This window comes from Dysosmobacter sp., from assembly GCF_052306735.1.
In the GTDB taxonomy this organism is placed as follows: Bacteria; Bacillota; Clostridia; order Oscillospirales; family Oscillospiraceae; genus Oscillibacter.
The window spans coordinates 45,301-66,185 of record NZ_DAWBAJ010000008.1; the positions used below are offsets into that span (position 1 = coordinate 45,301).

The following is a 20,885-nucleotide window of genomic DNA, read 5'->3' on the forward strand; positions in this document are numbered from 1 at the left end:
GGCTCCCCGCTTTTGCTTTTATAATTGATTCAGCCTGCAAAATGCTCCACAATATCCACCAGTTCTGCGCCAATGCGCTTTTGGGCCTCCTTGGTGCCCGCACCGATGTGGGGCGTACAGGAGACGGCCGGATGCTGGGCCAGCGCCCAGTTGGGATCCTTCTCGCTCATCCACACATCCAGGCCGGCGGCACGAACCTTGCCGGAGTTCAAAGCGTCCAGCAGGGCAGCCTCATCCACATTGGCTCCCCGGGAGACGTTGATGATGACCACGCCGTCCTTCATCTTCTGGAGGGATTCCGCATCCACCAGAGGCTTGTCACCGCTGGGAGCGCACAAAACAAGGATATCGGAACGGCTGAGCAGCTCGTCCATGGAGACAAACTGCATGGTCTCACACTCACAGCCCTCAGGCTTGTTGCGGTGGACGGTGGAGAGTACCTGCATGCCCAGGGCCTGGGCCTTTTCTCCCACCATGCGGCCAATGCGGCCGTAGCCGATGACACCCATGGTTTTGCCCGCAAGCTCAAACCCCTTGGAGTATGCCTTCTTTTCCCACTTGTTCTCCCGCATGGTGTGCCCGGCGATGGAGATATTCCGGGCGCAGGAGAACAGCAGCGCCAGAGCCAGCTCTGCCACGGCATTGGAGGAGGCGCGGGGAGTGTTCTTTACCTGGATACCGTTGGCCTCGGCGTACTTGACGGCAATGTTGTCCACACCCACGCCTGCCCGGACGATGAGCTTCAGTCGGCTTCCCTTGGCCGCGTCGATCTGAGGCTCCTTGATCTTGGTGGCGGAGCGGATGATGACGATGTCAAATTCCCGCAGGGCTGCGCCCAGCTGGTCGGGCTCGTAGAACTGCTCCACGATCTCATAGCCCTCACTGCGCAGCTTTTCCACCGCACCGGCGTCCATTCCGTCGGTAACCAGAACACGAATGCTCATAAATTTGATCCCCTTTCAATCATTTTCCGGCACACCCACGCCGGACGCTCATGGGCGTCCGGTCTTTTCCGCAGCCAAAACCGTCCGGGATCTGCCTGCGGTTTTGGGTGGGCCTGTCTGGCGGGAAGCGCACCCCAGGGGCGCTCCCTTGACAATGGTCGGAAAATCCTACGCCCATTGGGGGACAGGCGTATCCGGCATCCGCCGGGAAAGGATCAGGCGTGCTCCGCCTCGTACTTCTTGAGGAACTCCACCAGAGCCTCCACGCCCTCTTTGGGCATGGCATTGTAGATGGAGGCCCGCAGGCCGCCCACGCTCTTGTGGCCTTTGAGGTTATCGAAGCCCGCGGCCTTGGAGGCGGCCACCACATCGGCATCCTGCTCCTTGGAGGGAGTGACGAAGGGGACGTTCATCAAGGAGCGATCCTCCTTGCGCACGGCGCCGGTGAAGAACTTGCTCTGATCCAGGAAGTCATAGAGCACGGCGGCCTTCTCCTCGTTGCGCTTGGCCATGGCCTCCAGACCGCCGTGAGAGAGCAGGTACTTGAAGACCTTGCCGCAGCAGTAGATGGCCCAGCAGTTGGGGGTGTTGTACAGGGAGTCGGCGTCTGCGTGGGTCTTATAGTTCAGATAGGTGGGAACGAACTTAGGCAGGTCGTCCCGCAGCAGGTCTTCCCGGATGATGACCACAGCCATGCCGGCAGGGCCCACATTCTTCTGCACGCCGGCCCAGATGAGGCCGTACTTGCTCACGTCGCAGGGACGGGAGAGGAACATGGAGGACTGATCCGCCACCAGGACCTTGCCCTTGGTGTTGGGCAGGTGATAATAGGTGGTGCCGTTGATGGTCTCGTTCTCACAGATGTAGACGTAGTCGGCATTGTCCGGAATGTCCAGATCGGAGCAATCGGGAATGTAGGAGAAATTCTTATCGGCGGAGGAGGCAACGATCTTTACCTCGCCGTACTTCTGGGCCTCCTTAATGGCCTTCTTGGACCAGTTGCCGGTTTCCACATAGCAGGCCACGCCGTTTTTCATCAGGTTCATGGGAACCATGGCAAACTGAACGGTTCCGCCGCCCTGGACGAACAGCACCTTATAGTTGTCGGGAATGCTCATCAGCTTGCGCAGGTCGGCTTCCGCCTCGTCGATGATCTGCTGGAACACCTTGGACCGGTGGCTCATCTCCATGACGCACATGCCGCTTCCGCGGTAGTTCATCATTTCGGCGGCGATCTCCTCCAGCACTTCCTCAGGCATCATGGCCGGGCCGGCGGAAAAGTTATAAGTGCGGCCGTATTTCATCTTACATTCCTCCATCTCTTTGAATTGATCCGGCTGCCGCAGCTCCTGAAGGGGCTTTGGCGCCGAAAAAGGTTGACTTCCTTCTATGATTTAGTATACGACAGAGGGTTTCAAGAATCAACCGGTTCTGAAAGTTTGATGGTCCTCACGAAAAATTAGTTTGGCTTTTGGCTAAAACGACTGCCAACAGAAGAAATATTTTCGGAAATTTAAGCAAGAACAGGAAAAAACGGAACTGCGGCGGATTGCGATTGCAAAAGCGGTGGGGATTTTATATAATTAACATGTAAAAGTATGGGGACGCGATCCCCGGAGAAAAAGTATGAGGAGCAAGCTATGAGGCAGGACGGAACCCGGGTCAAGAATCTGACCCCCATCATGCAGGCACTTCCCTACATCATGCCCCGCCGCTTTGATGCCCAGAACTGGGCAAGCGACTATGTGGATGAGGAGATCATGAAGCAGTATATCCGCCAAAAGCGCCGGGAGGGGCACTCCGTGACCCATATGAGCGTGCTGGCGGCGGCTTATTATAAGGCGGCCCTGGAGCACCCCAAGGTCAATTACTTCGTCATGAACCGGAAGATTTACAAGAGGAATCACTTCTGCTTCAGTTTTGTGATCCTCAAGACCCGGGCGGACGGCACCCCGGACGAGACCACCCTCAAGATCTTCCTGGAGCCGGAGGATACCGTCTTTACCATCAGCCGCAAAATCAAGGAGCACATCGACCGGAACCTGCAGGCGGCCCACAACAACCGCACAGACCGGTTTGCCAATTTTGCATTCCGGGTTCCGGGACTTGCAAGGCTGGTGTTCGGCCTTGCCTACCACCTGGATCTCCACGGGCTGCTGCCCCGGAAGATCATCGATCTGAGCCCCTTCCACACCAGCCTCTTTATTACCAACCTGGCCTCCATCAACACCAGCTACATCTTCCACCACTGCTATGAGTTCGGCACCACCAGCGTCTTCATCTGCATGGGAAAACCGGTGCTGGATCCTCTGGCGGGGCCGGGCAGCCGGAAAAAGCTGATGCCCTTGGGGGTGGTGATGGATGAGCGGGTGGCCACAGGCATTGAATACTCCCGCTTTTTCGCCGCCTTCAGCCGCTATCTCAAAAATCCGGAGGTGCTGGAGACCCCGCTGGACGGGCGGGAAGCGGCCGCCCCGGTTCGAATGTAAGACGGGGGAACAGATAGAAATGGAAATGTACTGGAAGCAAATTTGCCAGTGGGTGCGCCACACCAAGCTCTACGCTCAGGCCATGGTAAAATGGCTGATACTGGCGGCGGTGACAGGCTGCTGCTGCGGTTTTGTGGGGGCCATGTTCCACATTGGCATCCACAAGGCGGAGCTGCTGCGTACCGCGCAGCCCTGGCTGCTGTTCTGCCTGCCTGTGGCGGGACTTTTGATCGTGGGATTTTATAAGATCACCAAAACCGAGGGCCTGGGTACCAACGACATCATCGACGCCGTGCATCTGGGAAAGCCTTTGACGATTCTGCTGCTGCCGGCGATTTTTGTTGGAACCATGCTCACCCACCTTTGCGGCGGTTCCGCCGGACGGGAGGGCGCGGCACTCCAGATGGGAGGTACCATCGGCTGGAATGTGGGCCGGGTGTTCCAGATGGATGACCGGGATCTGCGGACGGCGACCCTCTGCGGAATGGCGGCCTTCTTCTCCGCCCTCTTCGGTACGCCTCTGACGGCGTCTGTTTTCGCCATCGTGGTCATCAGCATCGGCGTTATGTACCACGCGGCGTTCATTCCCTGTCTGGCGGCCTCCCTGGTGGCCTACTGGATCTCCCTGGAACTGGGGGTGGAGCCCACCCGGTTTGTGGTGCTGGCGCCGGGCCTCCACGGCATTACTCTGATACAGGTGGCGGTGCTGGGGGCCGGATGCGCTCTGGTGTCGGTGCTGTTCTGCAACGTCATCCATCTGGTGGAGCATCAGATGAAGCGGCATCTGCCCAACGCCTGGATCCGGGTAGCGGCAGGCGGTGCCGCAGTGGTGGTTCTGACACTGCTGTGCGGCACCACGGACTATAACGGTGCGGGCATGGATGTCATCACCGCCGCTGTGGAGGAGGGAACCGCCCGGCCGGAGGCCTTTTTGCTGAAGATCCTCTTCACGGCCCTGACCCTGGGGGCGGGCTTCAAAGGCGGCGAGGTGGTACCGTCCTTCTTCGTGGGAGCCACCTTCGGATGCGTGGCGGGGCCGCTTCTGGGATTGCCGGCGGAATTCTCCGCCGCCATTGGACTGGTGGCGGTGTTCTGCGGTGCCACCAACTGCCCCCTGGCGTCCACCTTCTTGTCGGTGGAGCTCTTCGGGGACGGCGGCCTTCTGTATTTTGCCGTGGCCTGCGGCGTCAGCTATGTCCTCTCCGGCTATAACGGCCTCTACTCCAGCCAGACCATCCTCTACTCCAAGCTGAAGGCCGAATACATCAATGTGCGCACCAACGCCTACCACGCGGGAGGCCCCCATCAGGAGCCGCCGGTCTCCGGCAGCCTGAAAAAATGAAGAGAAAACGCCCCCAGGCAATAGCCGGGGGCGTTTTTGCATGTTTGATTATCGGGCGGCGTCCGCTTTCAGTTCTGTGGGACAACTCTGACCGGAGGCCATCTGGCAGATGCCCTCCAGTCCGCAGCGAACCATGCTGGCCACGGCGGCATCGGTGTAGAAGGCCATGTGCTGGGTCATGATGACGTTGCGGAATTGGTGGAGATAGAACCAGTTGCGGTTGGGCAGGATGTCCACCCGGTGATCGGCATGGATGATGCCCTCGTCCCCCTCGGCGGTGTCCATGCCCAAGGCGCCGATCTTCTCCGTCTCGATACCCTCGATGAGCGCCTCGATATCCGCCAGCTCGCCCCGGGAGCAGTTGATGATCACCACGCCATCCTTCATCCGGGCAATGGCGTCCCGGTTGATCATGTGCCGGTTGGATTCCAGCAGAGGCATGTGCAGAGAGATGACGTCCGACTGGCCCAGCAGGGTGTCGAAGTCCACATAGGTCACCAGGGACTCCACCGCCGGGTTGCGCCGCAGGTCGTAAGCCAGGATCCGGCAGCCGAAGCCGGAGAGATTGCGGATGACCTGGGTGCCGATGCGCCCGGTACCGATGATGCCGATGGTGAGATCCTTCATCTCCCGGCCCTGGAGGCCTGCCAGAGAGAAGTCGTTCACCTGTCCGCGCCACAGCGCCTGCTTGTACTGGCGCAGGCACATGAGGATCATCATCACGGTGAAGTCCGCCACGCCGTTGGGGGCATAGCTGGCATTGCACACCCGCAGGCCGATGGCGTGCGCGTGATCCAGATCGATGTGGTCATAGCCGATAGTGCGGGTAGAGAGGTATGCCACCCCCAGAGCCTTGTAGGCATCCAGCAAGGGCGCGTCAATGCGGCCCTGGCCCAGAATGGAGACACCCAGGCAGCCGGCGGCCAGGGTGGCGTTTTCCAGTGTGGGGACGGCGGAGGTGGTCTCGATCTCCACCCCCAGGCGCTGGGATTGGGCTTTCAGTTCCGCCATCTCATCGGGGCGGACCTCATATACCATGATTTTCACTGTGTATCGGTTCCTTTCTGGTTGGGCTGGGAGAGGCCCAGCAGCCGGCGGGCCACCGTAACGTTCCGCTGTTCCATCTCCTGGAGCTTGGCTACGGCGGCAGACTGCGCCTCCGGCTGGGCGGAGCGTGCGGCGCAGTTGTCGATCATGCCGCACAGGGCCTCTGCCGTCAGATCCTGGAGATTGACGAACTGATCCTGCCCGATGTAGCGCAGGAAGGCGGATACCTTGGGATCGTACACCACGCCTGCCAGGGGGATGCCCTGTCCGGCGGCAAAGATCAGCGCGTGCAGGCGCATGGAGACCACCACTTCCATCCGGCTCAGGGCGCCGATGATGGTGCCGCTGCCTCCGGCGTCGTTGAGGAAGTAATGGGGAATGGTGAGGCCCTGGGCCGCCAGCTGATTGGCCCCGGGATCCAGGTGTTTTTCCACCGAGACGAATACCGGCGTCAGTCCATAGGTGCGGTAGGCATATTCCGCCGCCTGCCCAAAGAGGGGGGCTTTCTCCTCAAAGCCTTTCCAGCGCCGCAGGGCAAAGCAGATATACCGCCCGTGGGCGGGGATCCCGGAACGGAGCATGACGCTGTCCGTCTGATCCTCCGGTGCGGGGCGCAGCGTCAGAGCGGGATCCGCCGTCAGCAGAATCTCCGGCTTCGTGACCCCCATGGCCCGCAGCTCATTGAGAGAGTCCGGCTCCCGCAGGGTGATGACATCCACGCTGGCGTTGAGCACCTTGGCGGCAATGTCCCGGTGGCTCTCCCGGGTGACGGGGCCGATGCCGCAGCCGTACATCTGGACCTTGCAGCCGCAGCGCTTGGCGGTGCGGATGTTGTAGAGATAGTACCACAGGGAACGGCGGGAGGTGACATCCTGAATGAGGCTACCGCCGCCGTTGATATAGAGCTTGGCGGCACTCATAGCGCCGTACCAGGCGAAGATGTTGGAGCGGTGTACCGCCCGCACCCGGTAGGCAAGGCGGGTGCTCTTGGGATCTTTGGAGAGAACCGTCATGGGCATGTCAGGGTCAATGGAGCGCATCTCCTGCAAAATGGCTTCCAAAATGGCGTCGTCTCCGGCGTTGCCCCGGCCATAGGCCCCGCAGATCACCACCCCGTCCCGGGCCGCCTTGGGGCGGCTGTGGCGGCGAAGGATCTCCCGGTAGATGTGCAGCTGGGTGTCCACCGTACGCTGGATGGAGAACTGGGTGGAGGCCTTCTGGTAGAGCTTTTCCCCCATGTCCCGGCGCAGATCGTCGTCGGAGGCCAGGGCCGCCAGGTGCTCTCCCAGAGCCTGCCAGTCGCCGGGCTGGAAGAGGTAGCCGTTGACGTCCTGGTCAATGAGATAGGGAATGCCGCCCACCGCTGTGGCCACCGTAGCCAGGTGGAAACGGGTGCCATCCGTCAGGGCGTAGGGGAAGGTCTCGGAGAGGCTGGTGAGGACGTTGATATCCAGGGCGCTGTAAAAGCGATCCATACCGCCGCTGATCCAGCCGGCAAAGCACACCTGGCGGCTGACGCCTAGCTCCTGCGCCAGGGCGGCCAACTTGTCTTTCTCTGGCCCGTCTCCGGCGATCAGCAGCCGCAGCCGAGCATTTTTGGCGTATCCGGCCGCAAAGCCCCGGATCAGGGTGGACATGTCCTTGACGGGATTGAGCCGGGCGGCGATGCCCACCACCACGCTGTCCTCCTCCACATCGGCCCCCAGGCTTCGCAGGTACTCCAGCCGGTCTCCCTGGGGAGGCGGCGGGGTGAAGTCGATGCCGTTATAAATGGCGTAGAACCGGTCGGGGGGAAAGCCCCGGGAGATCAGAAGGTCCACCATGGCATCGGAGACGCCGATGCGGTAGTCCAGCTTCCGCAGGGCCCAGGCGTTGATGGTGCCGAAGGTTATGCGGCTCAGGGGGCGGCCCATGTAGTCCAGGCGGTAGTCACTGTGGACGGTGGTGACTACCGGCAGCCCTGTGGACTTGCGCAGCAGCGCACCGATCATATTGGCCCGGGAGCCGTGGCAGTGGATGAGCTCATAGCCGCCCTCCCGGATATAGGCCGTCAGTTTGCGCCGGATGCGCAGGATATTGTTGCCGCCGCAGATCATGGTGGGGATGCCCAGGTCACGGGCCTCCTGGGCAAAGGGGCCGTCCCGGAAGCACAACAACTGGGCGTGGATATGTTGATTCAGGTGCTGCAGCAGGCTCAGCACGTGGGTCTTGGCTCCGCCGGAGTCGCCGCCGCTGATCAAATGAATGACTTTCATGGGACACCTTTCTTTCGTTTGGGACTTGTGAAACAGTGAAAAATATTATACAATATCCCGGAAGCGTTGTCCAGAATGACAGCCGGGAAAACCGGGCGCTTGGTGCGCCCTTCAGGAGGATATCATGGAACAAAAGGCAAAGCGTATTGGAAAGTTCAACATCATCGATATCATCGCCGTGATTCTGATTTTGGCGGTGGTGGCCTTCGGCGGGTGGAAGCTGGCAAACCGCGGCGGCGCCGTGGGCGGGGAGACGCCTATGACCAAGGTGACTTACGTGGTTCGCTGTGAGGGGGTTCCGGCAGAACTCTATGAGACATGCCTTTCCCATCTGCCCTCTCCGCTGATGGCGTCCGGCGAACTGGTGGGGGGCCAGATCGAGGCCGTGGAGCAGGAGCCCTTCTACGTGCTGGACGGAAACGGCAACTGGGTGGAGGATCCGGATCATGTGACGCTGCTGTTCACCGCCACCACGGAGACGCCCTCCGGTGAGGTCATGACCACCAAGGTGGGGGACCAGGAGGTGCGCATCGGCAAGACCGACTACATCCTCAAAAGCGAGTTTATCGAGTTCAGCGGCGGTACCATCGTGGACGTCTCCTGGGAGCAGGAGTGATCCGCCGGAAGACTTTCAAAAAAAGGAAGCTGGCAGCTGCCAGCTTCCTTTTTTGCAGTTTTTACAGGGTGTTTTTGCCGCGAACCAGATACTGTCCATGAGGTGTTTCGTCCAAGACTTTGCCGTCTTCCACGGCCAGGTGTCCCCGCAGCCACACCTGACGGATGCCGCCGGCGGTAACGAAGCCCTCGTAGGGGTTATAGTCCACATTGGCCACGCAGTCGTCGGAGCGGATCACATGGCTGGCGCCGGGATCATAGACCACGATATCGGCGTCGCTGCCCTTGCGCAAAATGCCCTTGCGGGGATAGAGCCCGTACAGCCGGGCAGGGTTCTCACTGAGTACCCGGCACATCTGGGCCAGAGAGATGCGGCGCTTGGCCACGCCGTAGGAATAGATGAGCTCGCCCCGGGTCTCCACGCCCGGCAGGCCGCCGGGAATCTTGGTGAAATCCTCCCGGCCCATATCCTTCTGGGCCAAGGTGAAGGAACAGTGATCCGTGGAGATGGTCTGGATCTCTCCCCGCCGCAATCCCCGCCACAGGGCATCCTGCTGATCCTTTTCCCGCAGGGGCGGAGCGCAGACGTACCGGGCGGCGGCGGAGTAGTCCTCGTTGAAATAGAGGCTCTCATCCAACAGCAGATACTGGGGGCAGGTTTCCACATAGACGATCTGGCCCCGCTTCCGGGCGGCTTCCACTTCCTTGAGGGCCTCCCGGTTGGTGAGATGGACGATGACTACCGGGCACTCCGCAGCTTCGGCGATGCGCAGCAGGCGGCTCACCGCCTCCGCCTCCAGATAGGGGGGGCGGGTGACGGGATGGGAGCCGGGGCCCAGCTCCCCGGCGGCCTTGCGCTCGGCGATCATGCCGTCGATGACACCGGCGTTCTCACAGTGGACGCCGGCAATGCCGCCCAGCCGCCGCAGCTCCTTGAGGGCCCAGTACATGTCACGGTCGCCGATCATCATGGCCGGATAGGTCATGTACATCTTGAAAGAGGAGACGCCCTGGGCAAACATATCCGGCAGCTCCGCACGGATGGATTCGTTCCAGTCGTCGATGGTCATGTGGAAGCCGTAGTCGCAGAAGGTGCGGCCGTCGGCTTTCTGATGCCACAGATCCAGGCCGTAGTGCAGGGATTCCCCCTTGTTGGGGCAGGCAAAGTCGATGACAGTGGTGGTGCCGCCACGAAGAGCTGCCCGGCTGCCGGTGAAAAAGTCATCAGCCGTGGTGGTGTTCGCCACATCCAGGTCAAAGTGGGTGTGGGCGTCGATAAAGCCGGGGAAGAGCAGGCAGCCTGTGACATCGTGAACCGTGTCGGCGTCGTTGAGATCCCGTCCGATCTTCACGATCTTTTCATCCTCCAGCAGTACATCGGCCCGGCGGGTGCCGCTGCTGGTGACAATGGTTCCGCCTTTGAGCAGTGTCCTCATGATGAATACCTCCGTTCTCGGCGGCCGAAAAAGGGCCGCTGTTTTGTTTGATGTGTCTCAGGCAAGATCCAGATTCTTTTCATAGGCAGCGATCACCGCGTCCATGACGGCGCCCCGGAAGCCGGCTTCCTCCAGGGTGCGTACCCCCTGGATGGTGGTGCCGCCGGGAGAGCAGACGGCGTCTTTCAGCGCCCCGGGATGCTGCCCGCTTTGGAGTACCAGCCGGGCGGAGCCTGCCGTCATCTGGGCGGCAAATTCCAGAGCCAGGGCCCGGGGCAGCCCGCAGGCCACGCCGCCGTCCGCCAGAGCCTCGATAAAGAGGTCCACAAAGGCGGGGCCGCAGCCCGCTACGCAGGATCCGGCGTCAATGAGCCGCTCCTCCAGAGGGGCCAGACGGCCGGCACCGGACATGGCGTCCAGAAATACGTGCATTTCTTCCTCGGTGACCCTGTCTGAGGTGTAAAGGATCATACCTTCACCGATGGCTGAAGGGGTGTTGGGCATAATGCGGATGACGGGGTAATTTCCGCCCGCCATCTCTCGGATCCGGGCCATGGTGAGGCCTGCCGCCATGGTTACCAGAATGAAACGGTCCTGCCGTGCAGCCAGTACCGGGGCGATGCCGGAGAGCATCCCCGCCATCATCTGGGGCTTGACCCCCAGGAAGAGGTACTGGGCCTCCCGGGCGGCATCCTCATTGCTGCCGGTATTGCACTGAAGTTCTTCTGACAAGGATTTTGCCTTGTCAGGATTCCGGTTGGCCAGGAGGATCTCCTCTCCCGGCAGACGCTTGCGGGCAGCCCGGGCCAGGGTGCCGCCCATGTTGCCGGTGCCGATGAATCCAAAGGTAACCATGGTATCACATTCCTTATTTTAAAATTTTGATGTTACTGAGGGTGATCGGGGGAGTCCTTTTTCCGGCGGGCGGACTCCTTGGCGGCTTTGTCCCGCCGGAGCTTTCTCCAGCTCAAAAACGCGGCTCCGGCGCCCCACAGTCCCAAGGCTCCATAGAGGCAGCAGGGGAGGTAGAGCTGGAAAAATCCGCCGCCTGCGTCGGGATTTCCGGAGGTGTGCTGCATCAGCACAAAGAGTACCAGGGACACCACGGCACTCACCGCCGTGAGGACGCCCAAAATCAGTTGGAGCTTTCCGGGTTTGCGGGTAAGCAGCAGGCAAAAGAGCAGCAGCGTGATGACGCTCAGGGCAATGGTCTCAAAGAGCATGGTTTCGTTTCCCCCTCCGGCTGCGGGCTCCAGGTCAGCGAACCTGGCCTTCGCCGCAAATGATATATTTGCAGCTGGTAAGCTCCTCCAGCCCCATGGGTCCCCGGGCGTGCATCTTCTGGGTGGAGATGCCGATCTCCGCCCCCAGGCCGAACTCGCCGCCGTCGGTAAAGCGGGTGGAGGCGTTGACATACACCGCCGCCGCGTCCACCGCGTCCAGGAAGTGCTGGGCGGTGAAGTAGTTGCTGGTAATGATAGCCTCGGAGTGGCCGGTGCCGTGGGCGTTGATGAAGTCGATGGCCTCCCGGGTATCCTTCACCACCCGGACTGCCAGGATATAGTCGTCGTACTCGGCGTCCCAGTCACTCTCCTGGGCCGGGATACCCCGGCTGCCCACCAGGGAGAGGGCTGTCTCGTCGCAGCGCAGCTCCACATTCTTTTCCTCCAGCAGGGGCACCGCCTTTTGGAGGAAGTCGGCAGCCACCGCCTGGTGAATCAGCACGCACTCCGCTGCGTTGCACACGGAGGGGCGGGAGCATTTGGCGTTATAGAGGATCTTGGCACCCATGTCCAGATCCGCCTCGGCGTCAATATACACGTGGCATACGCCCTCGCCGGTGCGGATGACGGGGACGCTGGCCTCCCTGGCCACCGCCCGGATGAGCCCCGCGCCGCCCCGGGGGATCAGTACGTCCACGTACCCGTCCAGGTGCATGAGCGCATTGGCGGTCTCGTGGCTGGTGTCCTGCACCAGGGAGATGCAGTCGGCTGGGAGACCTGCTTCCTCCAGAGCCCGGCGCATCAGCTCCGCGGCACAGCGGTTGGAGCGGATGGCTTCCTTGCCGCCCCGGAGAATGCAGACGTTGCCGGATTTGAGGCAAAGGGCGGCAGCGTCTACCGTGACGTTGGGCCGGGCCTCGAAAATGATGGCGATGACACCCAGTGGCACCCGCCGCCGTCCGATGATCAGGCCGTTGGGCCGGGTCTCCATCTTATCCACCCGGCCGATGGGATCCGGCAGGGACGCCACCTGGCGCACGCCCTCCACGATGCCGGCAATGCGCTCCGGCGTCAGGGTGAGGCGGTCCAGCATGGCCGGGCGCATCCCCGCCTCCTTGGCGGCGGCTACGTCTTCGGCGTTGGCGGCCAGCCATGCCTCCTGATGCTCCGTCAGGATCCTGGCGATGGCCTCCAGCGCGGCGTTCTTTTTCGCTGTTCCGGCAGTGGAGAGCACGTAGGTGGCGGCCTTGGCGGCAGCGCCCTGCTGCTGTAAAGATGTCATGGGAATCTCCTCCTTATGCATGGTTTGCCAAAAAGCGGGTGCCGATGTCGGCTCCCTGGGCAATGCCGTACAGATCTTCTGTGCGCTTTCCGTTGGTGATGACCATGTCGCACCCGGCGCTCATGGCGATGCGGGCGGCGGAGAGCTTGGTGGCCATGCCGCCGGTGCCCCGCCAGGATCCGGCACCGCCGGCCATTTCCAGGATCTCCGGCGTCAACTGGCGTACCTGGTGGAGAAGTTTTGCTTCCGGATGGGTCTTGGGGTCTGCGTCGTAGAGGCCGTCGATATCGCTGAGGAGCACCAGTAGGTCCGCCCGGCAGAGTTTGGCAACGATGGCGGAGAGGGTGTCGTTGTCGCCCAGGACCTTGTGGCGGCCCGTCTCAATCTCTGCCGAGGAGACGGAGTCGTTTTCGTTGACGATGGGGATGACCCCCATTTCCAGCAGGGCGGAGAAGGTGCCGGAGAGGTGTTCCGCCCGGTCCGGGTCGTCCACGTCGTCTCCGGTCAGCAGAATCTGGGCCACGGAGCGGTTATACTCGGAAAAGAGCTTATCGTAAATGTGCATCATCCGGCACTGGCCCACGGCAGCAGCGGCCTGCTTCATCCGCAGTTCCTTGGGGCGCTCGGCAAGGCCCAGCTTGGCGGTGCCCACCGCAATGGCGCCGGAGGTCACCAGGATCACCTCGTTCCCGGCTCCGTGAAGATCCGAGAGCGTCCGGACTAGGTGCTCCATGCTCCAAAGATCCAGTGCCCCGGAGTCGTGGGTGAGGGTGGAGGTGCCCACCTTCACCACAATGCGTTGTTTGTTGGCTGTCATGGTTTGTCTCCTCCTGAAAACAGGGTTTTGGGGTATCGCCTCCGGTGAGGACCCAGAACCAAGCTCCGGGCCCGGAGTAAAACAGATGGAAAGATGATAAATCAGTATATCATATTTCCCGAAAAAAGAAAGAGCGGCAGACGGGTAGATTTTGTGAAAAGCGCAGATACTGTGAAAAACACACCCGGAAAGTGAGGAAGTTTCCATGAGTGAACACACCAAGCCTGCCAATCCCGGCCAGGAGGACGGCGGGGAGGAGCGGGAGCAGATTGTGGATTTCGGTTCTGCCCTGACCCGCACCCCCCACGGCAGCGTCTACTGCCTGACGATTATCGGCCAGATCGAAGGGCATATGACCGCCAGCTCCAGCACCAAGACCACAAAATATGAGCATGTACTGCCCCTCCTTGCCAAGCTGGAGGAGAGCAGTGAGGTGGACGGCGTGCTGTTTCTGCTGAACACTGTGGGCGGCGATATCGAGGCAGGCCTTGCCATTGCAGAGCTCATTGCCGGCATGACCAAGCCCACCGTCTCCATCGTCCTGGGGGGCAGCCACTCCATCGGCGTGCCGCTGGCGGTGGCGGCACGGCGGAGTTTCGCCGTGCCCAGCGCAGCCATGACCATCCATCCGGTGCGCATGAACGGCACGGTCATCGCCGCTCCCCAGACCTACAGCTACTTCCAGAGGCTCCAGGACCGGATTGTGGATTTCGTGGCCCGCCACAGCCAGATCAGCGCCGAGGAGTTTGAGGCGCTCATGCTGAAAAAGGACGACATGGCCGCCGATGTGGGCAGCGTCCTATATGGGGAAGAAGCGGTGCAGCGGGGCATCATTGACGCTGTGGGAGGCCTTTCCGACGGCCTGGCATGTTTGTACCGGCAGATTGAACAGCATCGGAAGACCGGGGAGTGACCCATTGCCGCGGCGTACGCCGCGGCATTTTTTTTACAGGAATCATCGCGGTGAATCCGGCCATCTGCCACGTACTGGACAAAACTTTGGATGAGCTCTTTTGGGAGGAAACGTAAAAGTTACGGGAGGCGGAACAATCCGCCTCCCGTAACTTTTTTATTTGCTCAAAGTCAGCTTGAAATCCGCACCCTCAGCTGCCTCGGTGACCTGGCAGCCCTGAGAGTGGGCAAAGCGGGTGATGTTCTCCACCGACACGCGGCTGTCGGAGAGAACCTCCAGGGGAAGGGCTGCGCCCTCCCGCAGCGCTTTTTGCACCATAATGACGGGGGTGGGACAGGAAAGACCACGGGTATCAATCATAATCAACGCTCCTTTTTCGGAAGATGTGTCAGGGTAATGGCCAGCAGGACCACAAAGCCGATCACCACCGCCGCCATGCCGGCGGTGCCGATGCCGCCTACGATGTAAGTGCCGTCCTCCGCCACGGAATCCGCGGTGCCGGCCAGGCCGAAGTTGTGGGAGATGGCGGCTCCCACAATCATGCCCAGCACGGTGACGGCGGAGTCGCCGTTGCCCTCACCAGCCAGGATTAGCTGGCGCAGGGGGCAGCCGCCCAGAAGGATGGAGCCCCAGCCCACCACGGCCATGCCCAGGGCGGACCAGAGGTACTGGCTGTGGGCAATGGGCTGGGAGAGGGCGGAGAGGTTGTAGCTGCCCAGGATCAGGTTCCCGATGGTGATCGTGATCCAAATGGCCAGGAAGCCGGAGAGCAGCTTGAAGTCCCGGAGCATGAAGGCGTCCCGCAGGCCGCCGGCCATGCACAGGCGGCTGCGCTGGGCGAAGATGCCGACCGCCAGTCCGGCAATCAGGGAGACAGCCCAGAACGCCCGCATGGAGCCGGGACCCTGCTCAGAGAACTTCAACAGACTGGGCGCGGCCAGCAGCAGCACCAGCAGCACCACCATGATGCCGGGGAGGATGGCTCCCTCCCCCTGGCGGACGGGATAGGCCCGGCCCAGGGAAAAGCCCCGGCGCAGGAAGAAAATGCCCACCAGGATGCCGGCCAGGAAGCCCACCAGGCCTGCCACCGCCGTAAGGTCACCGCCGCCCAGGCGGATCACCATGCGCAGCGGGCAGCCCAGGAATACCAGGGCGCCGATCATCACAAACAATCCCAGCACAAACCGGCAGGCAGGGGAGGAACCGGCCTTGGCCCGGAATTCCCGGGTGGCTGCGGCGGCAATGGCGGCACCCAGGACGATGCCGATGATCTCAGGCCGGATGTACTGCACGTTGGCACTGGAATGCATGCCCAGGGCGCCTGCGATGTCACGCAGGAAGCAGGCGATGCAAAAACCCATGTTCTTGGGGTTGCCGGCGGCGGTGAGGATCAGCGCCGCCAGGCCTACCACCACGCCCGTCAGGACGATGAGGCCGTATTCTTGGATCCAGCGATTTTTTCTCATGAAAAGACTCCTTTACACACAGTTTCTTCCGCCGATCCGGGGATCAGAGCAGGCAGGTGTGGAAACCGGCCGGTTCGATCCCGGCCTCCTGCAGAGCGGTTTCCAAAGCGCTGCGCAGCTCCGGCGGAGAGGACCAGGCGATGCCGCAGTCCGAGGTGATGCTTCTGGGCACAGAGACCAGCTTCCCCTCCAGCTGTTCCCGGCGGCACAGCTGCTCCGTAGCAATGGCGCCGGCAGTGGTGTGAAAGGTCACCACCAGCCGCGGCTGCTTCTCCCGCATAGAAGATTCCCCCTCTTGGCATCGTTGTTCTTTTAAAAGAATAACACGTAAAAAAAGAAATTGCGAGATCTATTTTGAGTATCACGAAACCTGGAAGTTTACGGATTTTTCCTTGAAATACCGGCATTCCTCTGATATATTAAATTAGTTATCGTATGTTTAGCGGCTATTTGGCCGGCAGAGGTGGAAACGTGTATCTAAAAGCATTGGAGATCCAGGGATTCAAGTCCTTCCCTGAAAAGACCGTTTTGAATTTCGGCGAGGATATCACCGCCATCGTGGGCCCCAACGGCTCCGGCAAGTCCAACATTTCCGACGCCATCCGGTGGGTCATGGGCGAACAGAGCGCCAAGGGTCTCCGGGGCGCCAAGATGGAGGATGTCATCTTCGGCGGCACTGCCCGGCGCTCCCCGGTGGGCTTTGCCCAGGTGACGCTGGTCATCGACAATACGGAGCATATCTTTCCCACCATGGAGGAGTCTGAAGTGGCCGTCACCCGGCGGTACTACCGCAGCGGGGAGTCGGAGTATTACATCAACCGCCAGTCTGTGCGGCTCAAGGATGTGACGGAGCTGTTCATGGATACTGGCATGGGCCGGGAGGGCTACTCCATCATCGGCCAGGGCAAGATCGATGAGATCCTCTCCGCCAAGAGCGGCGAGCGCCGGGAGATCTTCGAGGAGGCGGCAGGCATCTCCAAGTTCCGCCACCGCAAGGAGGACGCCGAGCGGAAGCTGGAGCGGACGCAGGAGAACCTGGTGCGCATCAACGACAAGATCGCCGAGCTGGAGATGCAGGTGGAGCCCCTGCGGGACCAGGCGGAAAAGGCCAAGAAATATCTGGTGCTGCGGGACGAGCTGCGCCTTCTGGAAATCTCCGTGTGGCTTGAAAATCTGGATGCCCTGAAGGTGGGACAGCGGAAGCTGGAGTCGGATTTCCACGCCGCCGAGGCGGAGCGGGACCAGGCCCGTGCGGCGCTGGATGCCCTCTATGCCGAGGGGGAGCAGTATGGGCAGCGGATGCAGGAAAAGGACATGGAGTCCGAGACTGTCCGGGCCCAGGCAGCGGAGCTGGACGGCAAGGCCAAGGAGCAGGAGAGCGCCGTGGCGGTGCTGGAGAGCACCATTGCCCACCATGAGGAGAATATCCGCCGGGCCACCCAGGAGCTGGCAGAGACGGAGAGCCGCACCGGCGGCCTTGCCAAGCAGGCCCAGGAGCAGGAGGAGCGGATCGCCGAGATCGACGGCCGGATCGCCCGGCTCAACGAACAGGTGGAGGCCCTGCTGGAAAAGGCACGGGAGGCCTCGGAGCAGGCGGGCGGCGCCCAGGCGGAGGCGGAGGCGCTGCGGGCCAAGGAGGCCCTGGCACTTTCCGCCGCAGCGGACGCCCGGGCGGAAAAAGCCGCCATCGATGCGGAAAACGGCCAGATCACGGAGCGCCGCACCACTCTGGCCACCGACCTGGAGAATACCCGGGTACAGCTGGCCCAGGCGGAGCAGGAGGCACGGGACAACCGCCGGGCGCTGGAAGATGCCCGGGACGAGGCCCAAGCTGTGGGCAACATCATCGCGGGACACAACCTGCGCATGGCGGAGCGGGAGAAAAAGGCTGCGGCAGCGGCGGAGAAGCGGGTCCAGCTGACCATGGACGTGGGGGCAATGGACAATCGCATCCGGCTGCTGACGGAGATGGAAAAGGAGTACGAGGGATTTTCCAAGGCCGTGCGGCTGGTGTGCCAGGCAGGTTCTCTGCGAGGCGTCCACGGGCCTGTTGCCAACCTGATGAAGACGGACAGCCAGTACACCCTGGCCATTGAGATCGCCCTGGGGGCGGGCCTCCAGAACATCGTGGTGGACCGGGAGGAGGACGCCAAGGCCGCCATCGGTTATCTGAAGCAGCGGGACGGCGGACGGGCCACCTTCCTGCCCCTTACCGCCATCCGGGGCGAGGACCTGCGGGACAAGAGCGTGGAGCGGGAGTTCGGCTTTGTGGGCCTGGCCTCCCGGCTGGTGCGCTTTGATGAAAAATACACCAATATCTTTCACAGTCTTCTGGGCCGCACCGTGGTGGTGGAGGATCTGGACTGCGGCATCGCCATGGCCCGCAAGTACCGCAACGCTTTCCGCATCGTGACCCTGGATGGCCAGGTCATCAACCGGGGCGGCTCCATGACCGGCGGCTCCACCAGCCGCTCAGCCGGTGTTTTGAGCCGGGCGGCGGAGCTGGAGAAGCTGGCGGCCAAGGCTGACGGGATGCACCGACAGCTGGAGGAAGCCAAAAAAGAGGAGGCGGCTGCGGGCCGGGAGCTTACCGCTGCCCGCTACGAGTTGGAGACCGCCGAGGGCCAGCGCCGTCAGGCGGAGGACGAGGTGCTGCGGCTGGAGGGCCGGAAGAACCACTTTGATCTTCTGCTGGCCTCTTTGCGGGAGAATCTGGATAACCTTACCGGGGAAGAGGAAGCCCTGGCAGGCCGACTGGGAGACAACGAAGCGCGGGCAAAGGCGGCGGAGGAGACGGTGACGGCGCAGGAAGCTGCTGCTGCCGGGTTCCGGGCAGAGGCAGAGGCCGTCCTCTCCGGACAGTCGGAACTTCTGGCCAAGTCCGGGCAGCTGACGGAGAGCATCAGCGCCGGCCGGTCCGATCTGGCGGCCCTTGCGGCCGAGCGGGAGGCTACCGCCCGCAGCGCCGCGGATCTCCGGCAGTTGTGTGAGGATCTCACCGGAGACCGCACACAGAAAGAGGAGACCCTCCGGGGGTATGAGCGCTCCATCGCCGCGGCCCGGGAGGAAATCGCCGAGCGGCAGGAGACCCTTGCCGCGCTTGCGCAGCAGGGCCAGGCCCTGCAGGAGCGATTGATGGCCCTGAGCCAGGAGAAGATCGCCCTGGAGGCCGAGCGCACCGCCAAGAACCGGGCGGGGCAGGAGATGAACGAGAACCTTTTGAATCTGGAGCGGGCGGCTTCCCGCCTGGAGCAGAAGATGGCCACCTCCGCCATGGAGGAAAAGCAGATCCTGGACCGGCTGTGGGAGCACTACGAGCTCTCCCACTCCGATGCCCAGGCCCAGCGGATCGAGCTGGAGAGCCTGCCTAAGGCCAACCGCCGCATCGGGGAGCTCAAGCGGGATATCGCCGCGCTGGGGACTCCCAACATCGGCGCCATCGAGGAATTCGACCGGGTCAACACCCGCTATACCTACCTCTCCGATCAGCGGGACGACGTGGAAAAGGCCAAGGGAGAGCTGGAGGGCATCATTGAGGAGATCACCAGCCAGATGACGGAGATCTTCGCCCAGCAGTTCCAGCTCCTTTCCGAGAGCTTTCAGACCACCTTTGAAGAGCTCTTCGGCGGCGGCACCGCCAGGCTGGAGCTGGAGGATGAGCACGATATCCTGGGCTGCGGCATTGAGATCAAGGCCCAGCCCCCGGGAAAGACCCTCAAGACCATCTCCCTCCTCTCCGGCGGTGAGAAGGCCTTTGTGGCCATTGCATTGTACTTCGCCATTTTGAAGGTTCATCCCACGCCGTTTTGCGTCATGGACGAGATCGAGGCTGCCCTGGACGACGCCAACGTCACCCGGTATGCCCGGTATATGCGCACCCTGGCGGGGAAGACGCAGTTCATCGTCATTACCCACCGCCGGGGCACCATGGAGGAGGCGGATGTCCTCTACGGCGTCACCATGCAGGAGCAGGGCGTCAGCAAGATCCTGACCATCAATTTGAACGACATGGCCAAGGAGCTGAAGATCAAATAACGTGGTGACGCCTGGGCTTTATCCCGGAAGACACTGCAAACACTGTGAAAACCTTTGAGATTGGGACAGAATCCCCCGTTTTTCATTCCGACTTTTGGAGGCAACTATGGGCTTTTTTGACAAACTGAAAAAAATCACCACCAACCTGTTCTCTGGCTTCACCGAGGCGGACGAAGCCTTTTTCGAGGAGCTGGAGGAGACGCTGATCCTGGCGGATCTGGGCATGGACACCGCCCTGGAAGCGGTGGAGCAGCTGCGGGCGCGGGTGCGCAAGGAGAAGCTCCATGACCAGGAGGAGGTCAAGGCCGCTTTGCGGGACGTGCTGGTGGAGATGATGGGCACGGAGGAGGGTGCCACGGAACTGGATCTCTCCACCCAGCCCAGCGTGGTGCTCTTTATCGGCGTCAACGGCGTGGGGAAGACCACCTCCATCGGAAAGCTGGCCCATCAGCTCAAGCGTGAGGGCAAGCGGGTGCTGCTGTGCGCGGCGGACACCTTCCGGGCTGCCGCTGCCGATCAGCTGGAGATCTGGGCGCAGCGCGCGGGCTGCGAGCTGGTGCGCCAGCACGAGGGCGCCGACCCCGGCGCCGTGCTCTTCGACGCCCTCCAGGCCGCCAAGGCCCGGCATGTGGACGTGGTCCTCTGCGATACCGCCGGACGGCTCCACAACAAAGCAAACCTCATGGCGGAGCTTGCCAAGCTCTCCAAGATCATCGACCGGGAGTGCCCCGGCTGCGCCCGGGAGACGCTGCTGGTGCTGGATGCCACCACGGGGCAAAACGGCCTCATCCAGGCCCGGACCTTCAAGGAGACGGCGGGCCTTACCGGCATCGTCCTCACCAAGCTGGACGGCACCGCCAAGGGCGGCATCGTCATCGCCATCGCCCGGGAGCTGGGCGTGCCGGTGAAGTTCGCCGGTGTGGGCGAGGGCATCGAGGATCTCAGGCCCTTCGACGCCCGCAGCTATGTGGAGGCCATCATTTAAGCGGGATTTTTCTGATTTTCAGATTCAATAAGGAGC

At 61.9% G+C, this 20,885-nt stretch carries 18 protein-coding genes; 6 read left to right on the forward strand and 12 right to left on the reverse strand.

Annotated features, from left to right (window positions below; translation table 11 throughout):
- Positions 1-29 precede the first annotated feature (29 nt).
- Both ACT67G_RS03755 and serC read right to left on the reverse strand, forming a co-directional pair.
- Positions 30-944 (reverse strand): NAD(P)-dependent oxidoreductase, encoded by a 915-nt coding sequence (locus ACT67G_RS03755; RefSeq protein ID WP_326215695.1) that lies wholly within the window; start codon positions 942-944, stop codon positions 30-32.
- A 215-nt stretch (positions 945-1,159) separates the two neighbouring features.
- Positions 1,160-2,248: a 3-phosphoserine/phosphohydroxythreonine transaminase gene (serC, locus tag ACT67G_RS03760; RefSeq protein ID WP_443663048.1), complete on the reverse strand. Its 1,089-nt coding sequence runs from the start codon at positions 2,246-2,248 to the stop codon at positions 1,160-1,162.
- Positions 2,249-2,584: 336 nt separating this feature from the next.
- On the opposite strand from serC, the gene ACT67G_RS03765 reads away from it, so the two are divergent.
- Positions 2,585-3,433 carry a hypothetical protein gene (locus ACT67G_RS03765; RefSeq protein WP_443663049.1) on the forward strand — a complete coding sequence of 283 codons (849 nt, stop codon included), beginning with the start codon at positions 2,585-2,587 and terminating at the stop codon, positions 3,431-3,433.
- Between the two features lie 25 nt (positions 3,434-3,458).
- Entirely contained in the window at positions 3,459-4,775 is a 1,317-nt protein-coding gene (locus tag ACT67G_RS03770; protein WP_443663061.1) for a chloride channel protein, read from the forward strand.
- 48 nt (positions 4,776-4,823) lie between these two features.
- Here the strand turns inward: ACT67G_RS03770 and ACT67G_RS03775 are convergent, their stop codons facing one another.
- Together ACT67G_RS03775 and csaB are read right to left on the reverse strand one after the other, a co-directional pair.
- A complete protein-coding gene (locus ACT67G_RS03775) occupies positions 4,824-5,813 on the reverse strand; it encodes a D-isomer specific 2-hydroxyacid dehydrogenase family protein (RefSeq protein WP_443663062.1) in 990 nt (329 codons plus the stop codon).
- A 5-nt stretch (positions 5,814-5,818) separates the two neighbouring features.
- On the reverse strand, positions 5,819-8,077 hold the full coding sequence (gene csaB / locus ACT67G_RS03780; RefSeq protein WP_443663050.1) for a polysaccharide pyruvyl transferase CsaB: 2,259 nt from the start codon (positions 8,075-8,077) through the stop codon (positions 5,819-5,821).
- Positions 8,078-8,201: 124 nt separating this feature from the next.
- Here csaB and ACT67G_RS03785 point away from each other — a divergent pair, with 124 nt between their 5' ends.
- Positions 8,202-8,693 carry a DUF4330 domain-containing protein gene (locus tag ACT67G_RS03785; RefSeq protein ID WP_326215690.1) on the forward strand — a complete coding sequence of 164 codons (492 nt, stop codon included), beginning with the start codon at positions 8,202-8,204 and terminating at the stop codon, positions 8,691-8,693.
- A 61-nt stretch (positions 8,694-8,754) separates the two neighbouring features.
- On the opposite strand, the gene hydA is transcribed toward ACT67G_RS03785, so the two are convergent.
- The 5 genes from hydA to proB are packed head-to-tail and all read right to left on the reverse strand — an operon-like array spanning position 8,755 to position 13,450.
- Complete coding sequence (gene hydA / locus ACT67G_RS03790) at positions 8,755-10,128, reverse strand: dihydropyrimidinase (RefSeq protein WP_326215689.1); 1,374 nt, start codon at positions 10,126-10,128, stop codon at positions 8,755-8,757.
- A 57-nt stretch (positions 10,129-10,185) separates the two neighbouring features.
- Positions 10,186-10,983, reverse strand: a complete 798-nt coding sequence (proC, locus tag ACT67G_RS03795) for a pyrroline-5-carboxylate reductase (RefSeq protein ID WP_443663051.1) — start codon at positions 10,981-10,983, stop codon at positions 10,186-10,188.
- A gap of 32 nt (positions 10,984-11,015) precedes the next feature.
- Positions 11,016-11,351 (reverse strand): hypothetical protein, encoded by a 336-nt coding sequence (locus tag ACT67G_RS03800; protein WP_325245825.1) that lies wholly within the window; start codon positions 11,349-11,351, stop codon positions 11,016-11,018.
- A gap of 34 nt (positions 11,352-11,385) precedes the next feature.
- Complete coding sequence (locus tag ACT67G_RS03805) at positions 11,386-12,633, reverse strand: glutamate-5-semialdehyde dehydrogenase (RefSeq protein ID WP_443663052.1); 1,248 nt, start codon at positions 12,631-12,633, stop codon at positions 11,386-11,388.
- A gap of 13 nt (positions 12,634-12,646) precedes the next feature.
- The gene (gene proB, locus ACT67G_RS03810) at positions 12,647-13,450 is read right to left on the reverse strand and encodes a glutamate 5-kinase (RefSeq protein ID WP_325245828.1); all 804 of its coding nucleotides are present in this window, start codon (positions 13,448-13,450) and stop codon (positions 12,647-12,649) included.
- A gap of 205 nt (positions 13,451-13,655) precedes the next feature.
- On the opposite strand from proB, the gene ACT67G_RS03815 reads away from it, so the two are divergent.
- Positions 13,656-14,363, forward strand: coding sequence for a ClpP family protease (locus ACT67G_RS03815; RefSeq protein ID WP_325245829.1), 708 nt, complete (start codon positions 13,656-13,658; stop codon positions 14,361-14,363).
- A gap of 156 nt (positions 14,364-14,519) precedes the next feature.
- Here ACT67G_RS03815 and ACT67G_RS03820 read toward each other — a convergent pair whose 3' ends face one another.
- The 3 genes from ACT67G_RS03820 to ACT67G_RS03830 are packed head-to-tail and all read right to left on the reverse strand — an operon-like array spanning position 14,520 to position 16,109.
- On the reverse strand, positions 14,520-14,723 hold the full coding sequence (locus ACT67G_RS03820; RefSeq protein WP_325245835.1) for a sulfurtransferase TusA family protein: 204 nt from the start codon (positions 14,721-14,723) through the stop codon (positions 14,520-14,522).
- A gap of 2 nt (positions 14,724-14,725) precedes the next feature.
- Positions 14,726-15,829, reverse strand: a complete 1,104-nt coding sequence (gene yedE, locus ACT67G_RS03825; protein ID WP_443663053.1) for a YedE family putative selenium transporter — start codon at positions 15,827-15,829, stop codon at positions 14,726-14,728.
- Between the two features lie 43 nt (positions 15,830-15,872).
- Positions 15,873-16,109: a DUF3343 domain-containing protein gene (locus tag ACT67G_RS03830; RefSeq protein WP_325245839.1), complete on the reverse strand. Its 237-nt coding sequence runs from the start codon at positions 16,107-16,109 to the stop codon at positions 15,873-15,875.
- A gap of 191 nt (positions 16,110-16,300) precedes the next feature.
- Here ACT67G_RS03830 and smc point away from each other — a divergent pair, with 191 nt between their 5' ends.
- The gene (gene smc / locus ACT67G_RS03835) at positions 16,301-19,864 is read left to right on the forward strand and encodes a chromosome segregation protein SMC (RefSeq protein WP_443663054.1); all 3,564 of its coding nucleotides are present in this window, start codon (positions 16,301-16,303) and stop codon (positions 19,862-19,864) included.
- A gap of 106 nt (positions 19,865-19,970) precedes the next feature.
- Positions 19,971-20,849 (forward strand): signal recognition particle-docking protein FtsY, encoded by an 879-nt coding sequence (gene ftsY / locus ACT67G_RS03840; protein ID WP_325245843.1) that lies wholly within the window; start codon positions 19,971-19,973, stop codon positions 20,847-20,849.
- The last annotated feature ends 36 nt before the right edge of the window (positions 20,850-20,885 follow it).